We start from the raw sequence: 14,137 nt of genomic DNA on the forward strand, positions 1-14,137 counted from the left end.
TGTATCGCCTCGTTCCGGCGACAACGCGCGGCATCGCGCCGAAATGGGTTTGCGCGCCCGCGCTTTGCGGCGTTATGGATGGACCCGCAGAATAGTTAATATCTCTTGGGGGCCAATCGGCACATGACGAAGCATCACATCACCCTTGCCGGCGCGGCCGCGATCGCGATCGCCGTGGCGGCACCCGCCGCGCTGGCGCAGGACGCGACGGTCGCGAAACGCGTCGACAAGCTCGAAAAGGAAATGCGCGCGGTTCAGCGGCAAGTGTTCCCGGGCGGCGCCCCGACCTTCTTCGAAGGCGAGATCGCACCCGAGGCGACGCCGGGCCAGGCGGTGAAAAGCAATTCGCCGGTCGCCGATCTCACCGCGCGCGTCGATGCTCTCGAATCGCAGCTTCAGGCGCTCACCGGCCAGACCGAGCAAAATGCCTTCCATCTCCGCGAGCTCGAGAAGCAGTTCGCTGCCTACAAGGCCGAAATGGACAAGCGTGTGCCCCCCGCCGCTGCCGGAGAGCCCGCCGTGACGCCTGCCAGCCTGCCGGTCGCCCTCGCGCCCAAGCCGGTCGCGCCGACGCCAACCCCGGTGGCGACAGCCACGCCGCCGAAAAAACCCGCGACGCCGCCAGCCGCCAGCACTGGAAAGCCCGACGCGGCACGCCTCGCGCTCGTGAAGAAGGTCGAAATCCCGTCATCGGGCAACGAGCAGCAGGACGCCTATGATTACGGCTTCCGCCTCTGGTCGGCGAAACTCTATCCGGAGGCGCAGGCCCAGCTCAAGACCGTCGTCACCAAATGGCCGAAAAGCAACCAGGCGAGCTATGCGCAGAACCTGCTCGGCCGCGCCTATCTCGACGATGGCAAGCCCAGCCTCGCCGCGGTGGCCTTCTACAACAATTACAAGGACCGCCCCGACGGCCCGCGCGCCCCGCACAGCCTGATGTACATGGGGGTGGCGCTCGACAAGCTTGGACGCAAGGCCGACGCTTGCAAGGCGTTCCGCGAACTCGACGAAGTCTATGGGGCAAAAGCGCCGCAGGATGTCCGCACCGATGCAGCCGCCGCAAAAGCAAAAGCAGGCTGTTGACAGCGGCGACGCGGTCGAGCGTCTCGGCCGCGATCTTGCCGCGCTCGCCGGCCCCGGCTGGCAGCGCCTCCACTATGGCGTCGCGGTGTCGGGCGGCCCCGACAGCATGGCCCTCCTTTGGCTCATGGCGGCGCTGCTGCCCGGACAGGTCCGGGCGGTCACCGTCGACCATGGCCTGCGCAAGGAATCGGCGGAGGAAGCGCGCATGGTCGCGGGCTTCTGCGCGCGCGAGCATATCCCGCACGCGACATTGACGCCCCCCGTTCCGCTTCGCGGTTCGCTGCAGGCCGCGGCGCGCACCGAACGCTACCGGCTTATGGAGGACTGGCGCGCAGCGAACGGCCTTGCGCAGCTGCTCACCGCGCACCACGCCGACGACCAGCTCGAAACGATCGTCATGCGCCTCAACCGCAGCAGCGGGGTCGGCGGCCTCGCCGCGATCCGCGCGCGTTACCGGCTCGTGCTGCGCCCGCTGCTCGCGTGGCGCCGCGCCGAACTGCTGCGCATCGCGCTCGATCACGATATTCCGTTCGTCGACGATCCGTCGAACAGCGACGACCGTTTCGACCGTGCGCGGCTGCGCCACGCCCTCGCCTCGCAGACCGCGATCGACGTCGAGGCGGCGGCGCGTTCGGCGGGCTGGCTCGCCGAGGCCGACGAGGCGATCGACTGGGCGGTCGAGCGGCTGATCGCGAACTGGCCCGACGCCTCGGACATCGCGGTCATTCGCGACGAGGGCTATCCGGCCGAGATTTTCCGCCGCGTCGTCACCCAGCGTCTGCGCGCGAACGACGGTCAGCTTCGCCTGCGCGGCGCCTCGCTCGACGGGGTGATCGCGGCGATGAAGGGCGGCCGCCGGGCGATGGTCGGCGCGCTGCTGATCGACGCCGTGCCGGGGCTTCAGGGCACGATCTGGCGCATTTCCGCCGCACCGCGCCGAAAAGCCCGAAAATAGGACAATCTGGCTCATTGTCATTTAACCCAATTATCCTACATTATCGGGATTGAAGCGCGAACGTGCGCGAAGTTTGGAAAGTTTCCGATGCAGGACGACAAGGAACCGCAGGGCAATCCCTGGATGAAGAGCGTGATGATCTGGAGCGGCATCCTGCTCGCAATGCTCCTCGTCGCCTCGATGTTCGGCGGCGCGACGCAGCCGACTGGAGCCCCCCTCGCCTATTCCGAGTTCCGGCAGAAGGTTCAGGAAGGCGCGGTCAAGGAGGTCGTGCTGTCCGAGGATCGCGTAACCGGCAAGCTCGACAATGGCGAAAGCTTCACCGCGAATATCGTCCGCGACCCCGATCTCCTGAAGATGCTCAACGACAATAATGTCAAATATGACGGCAAACCGACCGAGGTTCCCAATTTCTGGATGTATCTGCTCGTCCAGTCGCTGCCCTTCCTGCTGATTCTGGGCATTGCCTTCTTCGTGTTCCGCCAGGTGCAGAAGAATAATGGTTCGGGCGCAATGGGCTTCGGCAAGAGCCGCGCCAAGATGCTCACCGAAAAGCAGGGCCGCGTGACCTTCGACGATGTCGCAGGCATCGACGAGGCGCGCGAGGAACTGCAGGAGATCGTCGAGTTCCTGAAAGACCCCAGCAAATTCTCGAAGCTCGGCGGCCAAATCCCGAAGGGCGCGCTGCTCGTCGGCTCGCCCGGTACCGGCAAGACGCTGCTCGCCCGCGCGATCGCGGGTGAGGCGGGCGTTCCCTTCTTCACCATTTCGGGTTCGGACTTCGTCGAGATGTTCGTCGGTGTCGGCGCCAGCCGCGTCCGCGACATGTTCGAGCAGGCGAAGCGCAACGCGCCGTGCATCGTCTTCATCGACGAAATCGACGCCGTCGGCCGCCACCGCGGCGCCGGGCTCGGCAACGGCAATGACGAGCGCGAGCAGACGCTGAACCAGCTCCTCGTCGAGATGGACGGGTTCGAGGCGAACGAAGGCATCATCATCGTCGCGGCAACCAACCGCCCCGACGTGCTCGACCCCGCCCTGCTCCGCCCGGGCCGCTTCGACCGCCAGGTCGTCGTGCCGCGCCCCGACATCGAGGGACGCCAGAAGATCCTCGAGGTCCACACGCGCAAGAAGCCGCTCGCGCCCGACGTCGACCTCCGCCGGATCGCGCGCGGCACGCCGGGATTCTCGGGTGCCGACCTTGCGAACCTCGCGAACGAGGCGGCGCTGCTAGCGGCGCGCAAGGGCAAGCGCCTGATCGCCTCGAACGAGTTCGAGGAAGCCAAGGACAAGGTGATGATGGGCGCCGAGCGCCGCTCGATGGTAATGACCGAGGACGAGAAGAAAGCGACCGCCTATCACGAGGCCGGCCACGCGCTCGTCTCGCTCCATGTCGAGGGCAATGATCCGCTGCACAAGGTAACGATCATCCCGCGCGGCCGTGCGCTGGGCGTGACGTGGAACCTGCCCGAACGCGACCGCTATTCGATGAACATGAAACAGATGAAGGCGCGTCTCGCGCTCTGCTTCGGCGGCCGCATCGCCGAACAGCTCATCTATGGCAAGGACGAGCTCAACACCGGCGCGTCGAACGACATCCAGCAGGCGACCGACTCGGCGCGCGCGATGGTCATGGAATATGGCATGTCCGAAAAGCTCGGCTGGCTGCGCTACCGCGACAATCAGGACGAGGTGTTCCTCGGCCACAGCGTGTCGCGCGCGCAGAACATGTCCGAAGAGACCGCCAAACTGATCGATGCCGAGGTCCGCCGACTGGTCGAGGAAGGCGAAAAGACCGCGCGCAAGGTACTCACAGATCATCTCGACGAGCTGCACCTCCTCGCGGGCGCGCTGCTCGAATATGAGACGCTGTCGGGCGAGGAAGCGCGCCGCGCGATCAAGGGCGAGGATATCGGCCGCGAGAATGATCAGGACAGGTCGGGGACGCCCGTATCGGGCCACGTCGGCGGCCTGCCGCAGATCAAGCGCAAGCCGCGCCCCTTCGGCGACGCGAACCCGCAAGGCGTCTGATTCAGACCTTGTTCAGTGATTTGAAGCGATTCCGGGCCGCATGACCAGCAGGGACATGCGGCCCGGATTGGCTATCGCCGCCCTCAGTGCGGGTGTCCTGCTGTGCGGCATGGCGCCCGGTGACATGAGCGTCGCCGCCTTTCTCCAGCGCGCGAGCCTGCTCGAGCGGCTGGGCCCGCTCGCCATTGCCACACCCGAAGCGCAACGCCTGAAAGGCGAGGTTATCGAGGCCGGCAGGCGCTACAAGGCGCGGATCGATGCCGACCGCAAGGCCGGTCGCAAAACGGCAAGCTGCCCACCCGAAAGCGGCACGCTCACCCCGGAACAGTGGCTCGCGCATCTGCGCAGCTATCCCGCCCAGTCGCGCAAAATGATCTCGATCTATTCGGCATTCGACGGGCTGATGCGGAAACGCTATCCCTGCCCGGCGTGATGGAAACGGCTTCGAGGAGAGACGTATGAGGTTTTGCGGACCAGCGCTGCTTGCGGCCGCGCTCCTGCTGGGCTCACAGCCTGCAGCAGCACAGGGCACGCTGACCTCGAAGGTCGAACTCGAGAAGCTGACGTCCGCCAGCCCAGGCCAGCCCGCCGCCAAAAGCTATACCTCGCCCGATGTCGTCGTTCCGGGTGACCGGGTACGGATCACGCTGATTTTCACCAATGGCGGCGCGGCACCCGCTGCCGACGTCAAGATCGTCAATCCCATTCCCGAGGGACTGGTATTCGACGGCACGTCCGATCCGAAAGATTTCACCGTCTCGGTCGATGGCGGCCAGACTTTCGGGGCAATCGAGATGCTCACGGTTCCGGTCGCGGGCGCGGCACCGCGCCCGGCCACCGTTTTTGACGTAACTCATGTCCGCTGGCTCTGGAGTACCCCGATTCCCGTCGGCACCTCGCGCGCCGTCGCCTTCTTCGGCAAAGTGAAGTGATCGGCACGGGTTCGCGCGCGCCATGACCATCTATTGCGATGAGTCCGGCGGCCTCAACGCCGGGGCGATGACTTTCGCGGCGGTGATGCTGTCATCGGAGGCCGCAGCGGCCATCCACGCGCGCTTTCGCGCCGTCACCGGCTTGCGCGGCGAACTCAAGGGCAGCCGGATCAGCCTCACCGAGCGCGCCTATCTGCTCGAGCTGTTCGACCGCGCCGGTGGACGTGCCTGGGTCGCGGTCGCGAGGCGCCAGACGCTGGCGCCGCCCTCCGACGGCAAGTTGCCGAGCGACCTCGCGCTCTACACCGCCCTCCTCGATTTGGCGGTGAGCAATTGGCTTCCCGAAACCGGCGGCGTGTGTACCGACGTGGTGATCGACGATGGACGCTATGATCCCGCGATCCTCGCGGGCGTGCGCGAAACGATCCAGACGGGGCTCGCCGGATGGGGCCAGGCCTCGCTCGCCGACAGCCGCCGCTCCGACGGGGTCCAGATTGCCGATGTGGTCGCGAACAGCCTGTTCAACGTCACGATCGGTTCGCCCCGCGCACAGCGCATCGGCGTGATCATCGAACCGTTGCTCGCCTCGCGCGCGATCCGCATCGCCGAACTGAAACGGCTTCCCTGACCGCGCTACGAGCCTGAAAACAGGAAGGGCCGCGCTTTCCCGCGGCCCCCTTTGGCGATCGCTGTCGCGCTTCGCTTATTCGAAGTCGGCGCCGCCACCGGCCGGGCTGCGCGGCGGCGCAGCGGCGGTCAGGCGAAGCGCTTCTGCCGAACGCGCGATCGAGCTGATTTCATCGGGCGTGTCGTCATCGTCGACGACGACCTTCTGCAGCGTGCCAACGAGCGCATCCTTGAGCTCGACCGGACGGATCGTCTGTTCGGCGATTTCGCGCAGCGCGACGACGGGGTTCTTGTCGCGGTCGCGATCGACGGTCAGCTCCGAGCCGCCCGAGATTTCGCGGGCACGGTGCGCCGAAAGCAGCACCAGGTCGAACCGGTTGGGAACCTTGTCGACGCAATCTTCGACGGTAACGCGGGCCATGTTGTTTCCTTAAAAGTCGGAGAGGCCAGCCAATGGCATGGCGGCAAGCGCTGCGCGCTAGCAGGGGTCCATGCGAATGTCAATCAAACCGCCCTCCCCCAACCCCGTGCTTGCGGCCCTCGACGCGCCCGGCCTATGAGCAGGAGATGACCGATACCGCCGTTAGCGTCAGCGAGCCCTCCGGAAGCGCGAGCGACCGGATGAAGGCGGAGGTTGGCGGCCACCGGCTCGAACTGATCTTCGACGGCGAAAGGCGCCTCGAACGCCTGCTCACGCTGATCGACGGGGCGATCCGCAGCATCGACCTCATCATGTATATCTTCGAGCATGACGGCGCGGGCACCCGCGTGCTGGGCGCGATGACTGCCGCCGCGCAGCGCGGCGTGCGCGTGCGCGCGGTGATCGACAGCTTCGGTTCGGGCGATGTGGCCGACAGCGTCTTCACGCCGCTGCGCGAGGCAGGCGGCACGGTGACCTTCTTCTCGCGCCGCTGGCGATCGAGCTACCTCGTCCGCAACCACCAGAAATTGATCCTGATCGACGGGCATGTGGCGGTCACCGGCGGCTTCAATATTGCCGACGACTATCTGAGCAAGCCGTCCGCCGACTGCTGGTTCGACCTTGGCCTTGTTGTGACCGGCCCGACCGTCGAGCGCGCGGTGCAATGGTTCGACACGATCCATGACTATACGGTCCATGACGACGGCAAGCTGCTGATGCTGCGGCGACTGGTACGCGAATGGAATATCGGAACGGAGCCGGTGCAATGGCTGGTCGGCGGACCGACCGAGCGGCTGTCGCCTTGGGCGCGGGCCGTGCGAGCGGACCTCGACCGCGGCCGCCGCCTCGATATGGCAATGGCCTATTTTTCGCCCGGCCAAGGCGTGCTGCGGCGTCTCGGGCGCCTGGCGCGCCGCGGCAAGGCGCGCTTCGTCATGGCGGCGAAGTCCGACAATCCGGCGACGATCGGTGCCTCCCGCCTTCTCTACGGCTTCCTGCTGCGCCGCAGCGCAGACATCTGGGAATATCAGCCGTGCAAATTGCACATGAAGCTGATCGTCATCGACGACGTCACCTATATCGGAACCGCCAATTTCGACATGCGGAGCCTGTTCATCAATGTCGAGTTGATGGTGCGGATCACCGATGCCGCCTTTGCCCAAAGGCTGCGCGATTTCGTCGCGGGCCTTGAGCCGCAATGCGACGTCGTCACCGTCGAATCGCACAAGAAGCGCGGAACCTGGCTTACGCGCCTCCGCTGGCTTCTTGCCTGGTTTGTCGTGGGTTTCGCCGACTATACCGTTACGCGCCGGTTGAACTTCGGGCTGACCGAACACGACCCGAACGTCGATGTGCTGCGCTAGTCCTTCCAGCCCCAGAACAGGAAGCAGGGCGGGACGTTCACCCACTCGAACGCATTGTCGATGCGCCTGAAATGTGCCGCGAGGAAATCGCGCGCGCGGGCGCGGAACTGATAAACGAGAAAAGCGCCGCCAGGGCGCAGCACGCGATGCGTCGCGGCGGCGATCGCAGGGCCGACGCCCGACGGAAGAGTGGAGAAAGGCAGGCCCGACAGCACATAGTCGGCCCGCTCGAACCCATGCGCGCGGACGATCTCCTCGACATCGGCGGCCGAGCCATGAACGGCGATGAAGCGACTGTCTCGAATATCCTTGCGCAGATAGTCGATGAAATCCTCGTTGGTGTCGATCGCGATCAGGGTCGCGTCGCCCGCCATTTTTTCGAGGACGGGACGGCAGAAGGTGCCGACACCGGGGCCATATTCGACAAACAGCTTCGTATTTTTCCAGTCGACCGGCCGCAGCATATTGCGGATCAGCGTTGGCGAGGACGGAACGATCGATCCCACCATGACCGGATGCTTGATGAAGCCCTTTACGAACATGCCCCAGGGGCCGAAAAAGCGCTTCAGTTTCTCGCGGATCTTGCGGATCGGCGAGACATTCGATTGGGCGTGCGCCCGTGGATTGGTCATGATGGCTTTCGCGTTGTTGCGGTTGACGAATGCGTGGCAAAATCGTGACGCTCGCGCAACAAAAGAGTCAGTCTTGACACTGGACAGAAATGCAACCCGATGTACGGGGAGGGGCAACCCGCAACGAACTATGCGCAAAAAGGGGACCAAGTGACTGCCGCATCGCGATCGATTCCAGCCGACCGCATGGCCGTGCTGTTCGCGATCATGCTCGTAGCCGCGGCGGGCAATACCGCGATGCAGTCGATCCTCCCCGCTATCGGCGCCAAGCTCCACATTCCCGACGTATGGGTCAGCCTGGCGTTCAGCTGGTCGGCACTGCTCTGGGTGCTGACCGCACCGCATTGGGCGCGGCAATCGGACAAGCGCGGGCGCAAAGCGTTGATGGCGCTAGGGGTCATCGGCTTCTTTTCGTCGATGGCGCTGTGCGGCCTGACCTTGTGGGCCGGACTCGAGGGCTATCTGGCCGCTGGTTTCACCTTCATTGTCTTCGCAATCTTTCGCAGCCTTTATGGCGGGTTGGGATCGGCATCTCCCCCCGCGGTGCAGGCCTATGTCGCTTCGCGCACCGACCCCGAACAGCGCACGCAGGCGCTGTCGCTTGTCTCCTCCTCCTTTGGCCTGGGTACGGTGATCGGACCCGCGATCGCGCCTTTCTTCATTCTGCCCATGGTCGGCCTCGCTGGCCCCTTGCTGGTCTTCGCGCTGATCGGACTGATCGTGCTCGTCATGCTGCGCTGGCGCCTGCCCGACGACGTGCCACGATTCGCCGCGCGCGGCGCGATTGCTTCCTACCCCCTGTCGGCGGGCCCGTCGGAACCAACGGCAGAAGAGGAAAATGAACTCGACCCAGCCGAACAGGAACCGCTTCACTGGCGCGACCGCCGCGTCCGGCCATGGCTGCTCGCGGGCTTCTTCGGCGGTCAGGCGCAGGCGATGATGCTGGGCGTCGTCGGCTTCCTGATTCTCGACCGCCTGCACCTGCGGCTGAAACCCGATGAGGGCGCGGCGATTACCGGCATCGTACTGATGGCCGGCGCCTTCGCAACGTTGCTCGCGCAATGGGGGCTGATCCCGATCCTGAAGCTGACGCCGCGGCCGACCGTGCTCGCGGGTGCCGCCCTCGCCATCCTCGGCATCTTGATGACCGGGCTCGCACAGGATCTGCACGCGATCGTCATCGGTTTCGCGTCGGCATCGCTCGGCTTTGGCCTGTTCCGTCCCGGCTTCACTGCCGGCGCGTCGCTATCGGTCCCGCGCCGCGACCAAGGCGCGGTCGCCGGCATGACCGCGTCGATCAACGGATCGGCGTATATCATCTCACCCGCGATCGGCGTGCTGCTCTACAACTGGCACCCGATGGTCGCCTACGGGCTGATGGCGGCCTTCTGCGTCTGGCTGATGGTGTGGGGCTGGTCCGCGCTCAGGCAGGACCAGCCCGCAAACTCTTAGTCCTTCGTCGGTTCGCCCGCGTGCTTCTGCTCGCGAACCGGCTTCAGCATCCCCGGCGCAAAGAAGCCGATCGGGTCGACGCTCATCGCCTGCTGCTTGATCTCGCCCTGGATCTTTTCATAATCCTTTTCCATCGCCTCGGTCACCGACGCGCGCGTGTCCTTTAACGCCGCCTCGAAGTCCTCCAGCGTGACCAGATCGCTGTTGATCGAACGTTTGAGCGCCGCGAGACCCGCGCGGCGCACCAGATCCTCCAGATCGGCGCCCGTGAAGCGATCGGCCTTTTCGGCAAGCGCAGCCAGATCGACGTCCTTCGCGAGCGGCATCCGCGACGTATGGATTTCGAGGATGCGCTTCCGCCCCTCGGCGCTCGGTACCGACACATAGATCAGTTCGTCTAGCCGTCCGGGGCGCAGCAGCGCCGGATCGATCAGGTTCGGGCGGTTCGTCGCGCCGATCACGACAACCGATTGCATTTCCTCGATCCCGTCCATCTCGGCGAGAATCGTGTTGACGACACGCTCGGTCACCTGCGGCTCGCCCGACGTGCCGCTGCCGCGCGCGGGCACCAGGCTGTCGAGTTCGTCGATGAAGATGATCGTCGGTGCCACCGCCCGCGCCCGCGCGAACAGGCGCGCGATCTGCTGCTCGCTCTCGCCATACCATTTGGACAGGAGATCGGACGACTTGATCGCGATGAAATTGGCGTCGGACTCGCGCGCCGCTGCCTTCGCAAGCAAGGTTTTGCCTGTCCCCGGTGGGCCATAGAGCAGGAAGCCTTTGGCCGGGCGGATGCCGAGCCGACGGAACGCTTCGGGATGCTTCAAGGGGAGTTCGATTCCCTCGATCAGCTTGTCGCGCGCCGCGTCGAGCCCGCCGATGTCGCTCCAGCGCGTATTCGGCGCCTGCACCATCACCTCGCGCATCGCCGAGGGCTGGACGCGTTTCAGTGCGCCCAGAAAATCGTCGCGGGTCACGCGAACCCCTTCGAGCACCTCGGGCGGAATCGTTCCTTCCTCGAGGTCGATCTTGGGCATGATCCGCCGCACCGCCTCGATGGCAGCCTCGCGCGTCAGCGCCGCCATGTCGGCGCCAACGAAGCCGAAGGTCGTGCGCGCCAGTTCGTCGAGGTCGACGTCGTCACCCAGCGGCATACCGCGCGTGTGAATGCCCAGTATCTCGCGTCGTCCCTTCTCGTCGGGCACGCCGATCACGATTTCGCGGTCGAAGCGACCGGGACGCCGCAGCGCCTCGTCGATCGCGTCGGGGCGGTTGGTCGCGGCAATGACGACAAGGTTGGTCCGCGGCTCGAGCCCGTCCATCAGCGTCAGCAACTGCGCGACGATGCGCTTCTCGGCCTCACCGGTCACTTGTCCGCGTTTGGGCGCGATCGAATCGATCTCGTCGATGAACAGGATCGACGGCGCTGCTTTGGTCGCCTGCTCGAAAATCTCGCGCAGCCGCTTTTCGGACTCGCCATAGGCGCTGCCCATGATCTCGGGGCCGTTGATCAGGAAGAATTGCGCGTCGCTTTCGTTGGCGACAGCACGCGCGAGCCGCGTCTTGCCGGTGCCCGGCGGGCCGTGCAGCAAAACCCCGCGCGGCGGATCGACGCCGAGGCGCTGGAACAACTCGGGGTAACGAAGCGGCAATTCGACCATCTCGCGGAGTTGATTGATCGTGTCACCAAGCCCGCCGAGATCGTCATAAGTGACGTCGGTACGCCGCGCGTCCTGCGGCTCCTGATATTCCGCGAGCAGTTCGACCTCGGTATTCTCGTCGATATACACGATCCCCTTGGGGTTCGCCGACACGACGATCAGGCGCACCTCGGCAAGCGCATAGGCGGGCGCGTTGAGCATCTGGCGAAGCTGCGGCGGCATGTCGCCCGCCGGAAGTCGCTGCTGCCCGGCGGTCGCCACCGTGTCGCCGGCGACGAGCGGCCGGCCGAAAAAGCTGCGTTTCAGCGCCATCGCCGAGCCTTGCAGGCGAAGATTTTCCTGCGCTGGCGCAAAGGTCACCCGCGTCGCGGGTCGCATTTCGGCACGGCTCAGTGCCACCATATCGCCGGCGCCCGCGCCCGCATTGGCGCGTTGCAGGCCATCGAGACGAATAACCTCCAGCCCCTCATCCTCGGGGTAGGGCGCGACGACCCGCGCCGCGGTGTCGCGTTTGGCGCTGATCTGGACGACATCGCCCTCGGTCAGGCCCAGTTCGGCCATCGCGGTGCGCGGGATTCGCGCGATTCCGGCGCCGCTTTCCTCGGCCCGCAACGTCGCCACCTGCAGTTTGACCTGCTTTTCCTTTATTGCCGCATCGGCCAAGGCGTATCTCCCGCAAAAAGGTCGGAATGCGCAAGATAGGGCGATCGCTCGCGATTTTCGAGCCCCGAGAGCGCGTAATATTCGAACGATACTATGCCGCACTGCACAAATTGTCTGGCATGTCCGATATCGCCATGCCATCATCCGCCGAGAGACGCACATGCCACGCCTTCCTCCCCTCAGCAGCATGGAGGCCTTTCTGGAGGTCGCCCGCCATGGCACGGTGAAAGCCGCCGCCAGCGAGCTCGGCTTGTCGATGCCCGCCCTGTCGCGGCGCATCCAGACGCTGGAACATGCCGTCGGGCGGCCGCTGTTCAACCGCCATCACCATGGTCTCCGGCTCACCGAGACGGGGCGAGAAATGCAGGATCAGCTCTCGCCGATCCTCGACGAGCTGCGCGGCGTGATCGAAAAGGCGGGCAGCCCAGACGCGTCGCTCCGCCTCCATCTCAACGTCCTGCCGCTCTTTGCACAGCAACGGCTGTTTCCGCGCCTGCCCGAACTGAGGCGCGACCATCCCGAACTGCACATCGATATCGACACCATGTCGCACGCCGAAGCGCGGCTCGGCGAAGGGATCGACGTCGCCATCGCGCTCGCCCGATCGATCGACCCCATGCTCTATGCGGCGCGCCTCGACCAGGACAAGGTGTTCCCGATCGCGGCGCGGACGCTGACCGACGGGGGCCGCGCGATCGCCGTGCCCGAACAGCTCCAGCGCCAGACGATCCTGCTCCACCGCGAAATGCCAGAAACCTTCGCCGAATGGAAAAAGGCGATCGGGATGCCCTATCTCGAGCCCGCCGGGATCGACTTCTTCGATTCAGGCCCGCTGATGCTCGAAGCGGCCGCGCAGGGGATCGGCGTTGCCTTCATGCACGGTCACCATTTCGACGACGCCCATGATCCGCGCCTCGTCCGCCTCTTCGATTTCGATGTCGACAGTCCGTACAGCTATTGGTTCGTCTGCCGCCCGCGCGCGCTACGCCAGCCGGCGGTCAAGCTGTTTCACGACTGGTTGCTGGGCGCCCGGATCTGAGCGCCCTCAGGCCGACGCCTCGGTCCGCATCGTCGCGGCGATATCCCATACCGCGATGAACATCGCGGCGATCACCGGGCCGATCACGATGCCGTGCAGGCCGAAAAGCTGGAGCCCGCCGAGCGTCGTGATCAGCACGACATAATCGGGAATGCGCGTTTCGCGTCCGACGAGTACCGGCCGCACCACATTGTCGACCATCCCGATCACGAACAGGCCGCAGAATACGAGCACGACGCCCTGCCAGATCGATCCCGACAGGAAAAGATAGAGCGCCATCGGCACCCACACGAGCCCGGTGCCCACCGCAGGAAGCAGCGAAGCCGCGCCCATCAACACCCCCCACAGCAGCGCAGCCTCGATCCCCAGCGCCCAGAGGACGATACCGCCGATCAGGCCCTGCAGGATCGCGACGACGATGCTCCCTTTGATCGTCGCGCGCACCACCACGATGAACCGTTCGACCAGAAGCTGCAGATGGTCGGTCTGCAGGGGAATTGCGGCGCTGACGCGCTGCTGGATCGTCTCTCCGTCGCGAATGAGGAAGAAAGCGAGGTAGAGCATCACCATCAGCTTGACGAACAGGTCGAAAACCCCCTGCCCGATCGACAGGGCCTGGCCCAGCACCGCGCGGACCCCTGCCGCGGCGCCGCCGCCGAACATGTCTTTCACGGCGGCAATGTTGCCGATCCCGAGCCGGTCGAGCGCATCCGACAGCCATGCGGGAATTGCCGATTCGAACGCGACGAAGATTTGTTCGGGATCAAGGTTGCCCGACTGGATCCGCTGATACACCGAGGCAGCCTCGTTGAGCAGCGCGACGGTCAGCAATGCGGCGGGCAGCACGACGATCGCCAGAATCATCAGCAGCGTAAGCAGGGCCGCGCCGTTACGCCGGGCCGGCATGACGGCCAGCAGGCGGCGATAGGCGGGCTCGAACAAGATCGCGACGATCACCGCCCACAGGATCGCGGCGAAATAGGGCAGCAGAATTGCGGCGAAGGCCAGCGAGACGCTGATCAGCACGACCAGGAACGCCCAATAGCCGCTCGCCCTCGCTCCTCTGCCGTCGCTCACCACATGTCCCCTCGGTCGCCGCGCGCGGCGTACAGCAATCCTAGCCCGGGGGGCGAGCCCCGGTAAAGTCGGAAACGAAGGCGGAAAAATGGTGCTGCTGGAGAGGATTGAACTCTCGACCTCACCCTTACCAAGGGTGCGCTCTACCACTGAGCTACAGCAGCGTCCGGGGCGCCCGGGAACGCCTGTTCGCGGGGCAG

The 14,137-nt window shown here is 65.4% G+C and carries 13 protein-coding genes and 1 tRNA gene; 9 read left to right on the forward strand and 5 right to left on the reverse strand.

All coding sequences use genetic code 11. The annotated features are described in order from the left end of the window. The first annotated feature begins 123 nt into the window (after positions 1–123). The 6 genes from QOL79_RS10790 (at position 124) to QOL79_RS10815 (ending at position 5,629) form a co-directional block, all read left to right on the forward strand. Positions 124–1,083, forward strand: coding sequence for a tol-pal system YbgF family protein (locus tag QOL79_RS10790; RefSeq protein ID WP_058453882.1), 960 nt, complete (start codon positions 124–126; stop codon positions 1,081–1,083). Next, entirely contained in the window at positions 1,037–2,038 is a 1,002-nt protein-coding gene (tilS, locus tag QOL79_RS10795; RefSeq protein WP_283419589.1) for a tRNA lysidine(34) synthetase TilS, read from the forward strand. Before QOL79_RS10790 ends, tilS begins: the two co-directional genes overlap by 47 nt. An 87-nt stretch (positions 2,039–2,125) precedes the next feature. Next, entirely contained in the window at positions 2,126–4,069 is a 1,944-nt protein-coding gene (ftsH, locus tag QOL79_RS10800; RefSeq protein ID WP_204994240.1) for an ATP-dependent zinc metalloprotease FtsH, read from the forward strand. Between the two features lie 40 nt (positions 4,070–4,109). Further along, a complete protein-coding gene (locus QOL79_RS10805; RefSeq protein ID WP_282947611.1) occupies positions 4,110–4,502 on the forward strand; it encodes a hypothetical protein in 393 nt (130 codons plus the stop codon). A 25-nt stretch (positions 4,503–4,527) separates the two neighbouring features. After that, positions 4,528–5,001 carry a hypothetical protein gene (locus QOL79_RS10810; RefSeq protein ID WP_282947609.1) on the forward strand — a complete coding sequence of 158 codons (474 nt, stop codon included), beginning with the start codon at positions 4,528–4,530 and terminating at the stop codon, positions 4,999–5,001. Between the two features lie 22 nt (positions 5,002–5,023). Then, the gene (locus tag QOL79_RS10815; protein WP_282947608.1) at positions 5,024–5,629 is read left to right on the forward strand and encodes a DUF3800 domain-containing protein; all 606 of its coding nucleotides are present in this window, start codon (positions 5,024–5,026) and stop codon (positions 5,627–5,629) included. Between the two features lie 75 nt (positions 5,630–5,704). Here the strand turns inward: QOL79_RS10815 and rpoZ are convergent, their stop codons facing one another. Then, positions 5,705–6,049: a DNA-directed RNA polymerase subunit omega gene (gene rpoZ, locus QOL79_RS10820; protein WP_058453888.1), complete on the reverse strand. Its 345-nt coding sequence runs from the start codon at positions 6,047–6,049 to the stop codon at positions 5,705–5,707. A gap of 146 nt (positions 6,050–6,195) precedes the next feature. Between rpoZ and QOL79_RS10825 the strand changes: the two genes are divergently transcribed. Next, positions 6,196–7,413 carry a phospholipase D-like domain-containing protein gene (locus tag QOL79_RS10825; protein ID WP_282947605.1) on the forward strand — a complete coding sequence of 406 codons (1,218 nt, stop codon included), beginning with the start codon at positions 6,196–6,198 and terminating at the stop codon, positions 7,411–7,413. Here the strand turns inward: QOL79_RS10825 and QOL79_RS10830 are convergent. Further along, entirely contained in the window at positions 7,410–8,045 is a 636-nt protein-coding gene (locus QOL79_RS10830) for a class I SAM-dependent methyltransferase (protein WP_282947603.1), read from the reverse strand. The two genes, QOL79_RS10825 and QOL79_RS10830, sit on opposite strands and share 4 nt — an antisense overlap. Before the next feature lie 150 nt (positions 8,046–8,195). Between QOL79_RS10830 and QOL79_RS10835 the strand changes: the two genes are divergently transcribed. Beyond that, a complete protein-coding gene (locus QOL79_RS10835) occupies positions 8,196–9,497 on the forward strand; it encodes an MFS transporter (RefSeq protein WP_231729098.1) in 1,302 nt (433 codons plus the stop codon). Here the strand turns inward: QOL79_RS10835 and QOL79_RS10840 are convergent. Next, entirely contained in the window at positions 9,494–11,821 is a 2,328-nt protein-coding gene (locus QOL79_RS10840) for a CDC48 family AAA ATPase (RefSeq protein WP_282947600.1), read from the reverse strand. The genes QOL79_RS10835 and QOL79_RS10840 overlap by 4 nt on opposite strands. Before the next feature lie 160 nt (positions 11,822–11,981). On the opposite strand from QOL79_RS10840, the gene QOL79_RS10845 reads away from it, so the two are divergent. After that, positions 11,982–12,860 carry a LysR substrate-binding domain-containing protein gene (locus QOL79_RS10845; RefSeq protein WP_282947598.1) on the forward strand — a complete coding sequence of 293 codons (879 nt, stop codon included), beginning with the start codon at positions 11,982–11,984 and terminating at the stop codon, positions 12,858–12,860. A 6-nt stretch (positions 12,861–12,866) separates the two neighbouring features. On the opposite strand, the gene QOL79_RS10850 is transcribed toward QOL79_RS10845, so the two are convergent. Both QOL79_RS10850 and QOL79_RS10855 read right to left on the reverse strand, forming a co-directional pair. Continuing rightward, positions 12,867–13,940, reverse strand: a complete 1,074-nt coding sequence (locus tag QOL79_RS10850) for an AI-2E family transporter (RefSeq protein WP_502957373.1) — start codon at positions 13,938–13,940, stop codon at positions 12,867–12,869. Positions 13,941–14,026: 86 nt separating this feature from the next. Further along, positions 14,027–14,101 (reverse strand) — tRNA-Thr (locus QOL79_RS10855). Positions 14,102–14,137 lie beyond the last annotated feature (36 nt).

Source organism: Sphingopyxis sp. Geo48 (genome assembly GCF_949769155.1).
Classification (GTDB): domain Bacteria; phylum Pseudomonadota; class Alphaproteobacteria; order Sphingomonadales; family Sphingomonadaceae; genus Sphingopyxis.

Excerpts from the sequence above, each read along its gene's own strand:
- QOL79_RS10790 (WP_058453882.1), top strand. The coding sequence starts at position 124 with ATGACGAAGCATCACATCACCCTTGCCGGCGCGGCCGCGATCGCGATC.
- tilS (WP_283419589.1), top strand. The coding sequence starts at position 1,037 with ATGTCCGCACCGATGCAGCCGCCGCAAAAGCAAAAGCAGGCTGTTGAC.
- ftsH (WP_204994240.1), top strand. The coding sequence starts at position 2,126 with ATGCAGGACGACAAGGAACCGCAGGGCAATCCCTGGATGAAGAGCGTG.
- QOL79_RS10805 (WP_282947611.1), top strand. The coding sequence starts at position 4,110 with ATGACCAGCAGGGACATGCGGCCCGGATTGGCTATCGCCGCCCTCAGT.
- QOL79_RS10810 (WP_282947609.1), top strand. The coding sequence starts at position 4,528 with ATGAGGTTTTGCGGACCAGCGCTGCTTGCGGCCGCGCTCCTGCTGGGC.
- QOL79_RS10815 (WP_282947608.1), top strand. The coding sequence starts at position 5,024 with ATGACCATCTATTGCGATGAGTCCGGCGGCCTCAACGCCGGGGCGATG.
- rpoZ (WP_058453888.1), bottom strand. The coding sequence starts at position 6,049 with ATGGCCCGCGTTACCGTCGAAGATTGCGTCGACAAGGTTCCCAACCGG.
- QOL79_RS10825 (WP_282947605.1), top strand. The coding sequence starts at position 6,196 with ATGACCGATACCGCCGTTAGCGTCAGCGAGCCCTCCGGAAGCGCGAGC.
- QOL79_RS10830 (WP_282947603.1), bottom strand. The coding sequence starts at position 8,045 with ATGACCAATCCACGGGCGCACGCCCAATCGAATGTCTCGCCGATCCGC.
- QOL79_RS10845 (WP_282947598.1), top strand. The coding sequence starts at position 11,982 with ATGCCACGCCTTCCTCCCCTCAGCAGCATGGAGGCCTTTCTGGAGGTC.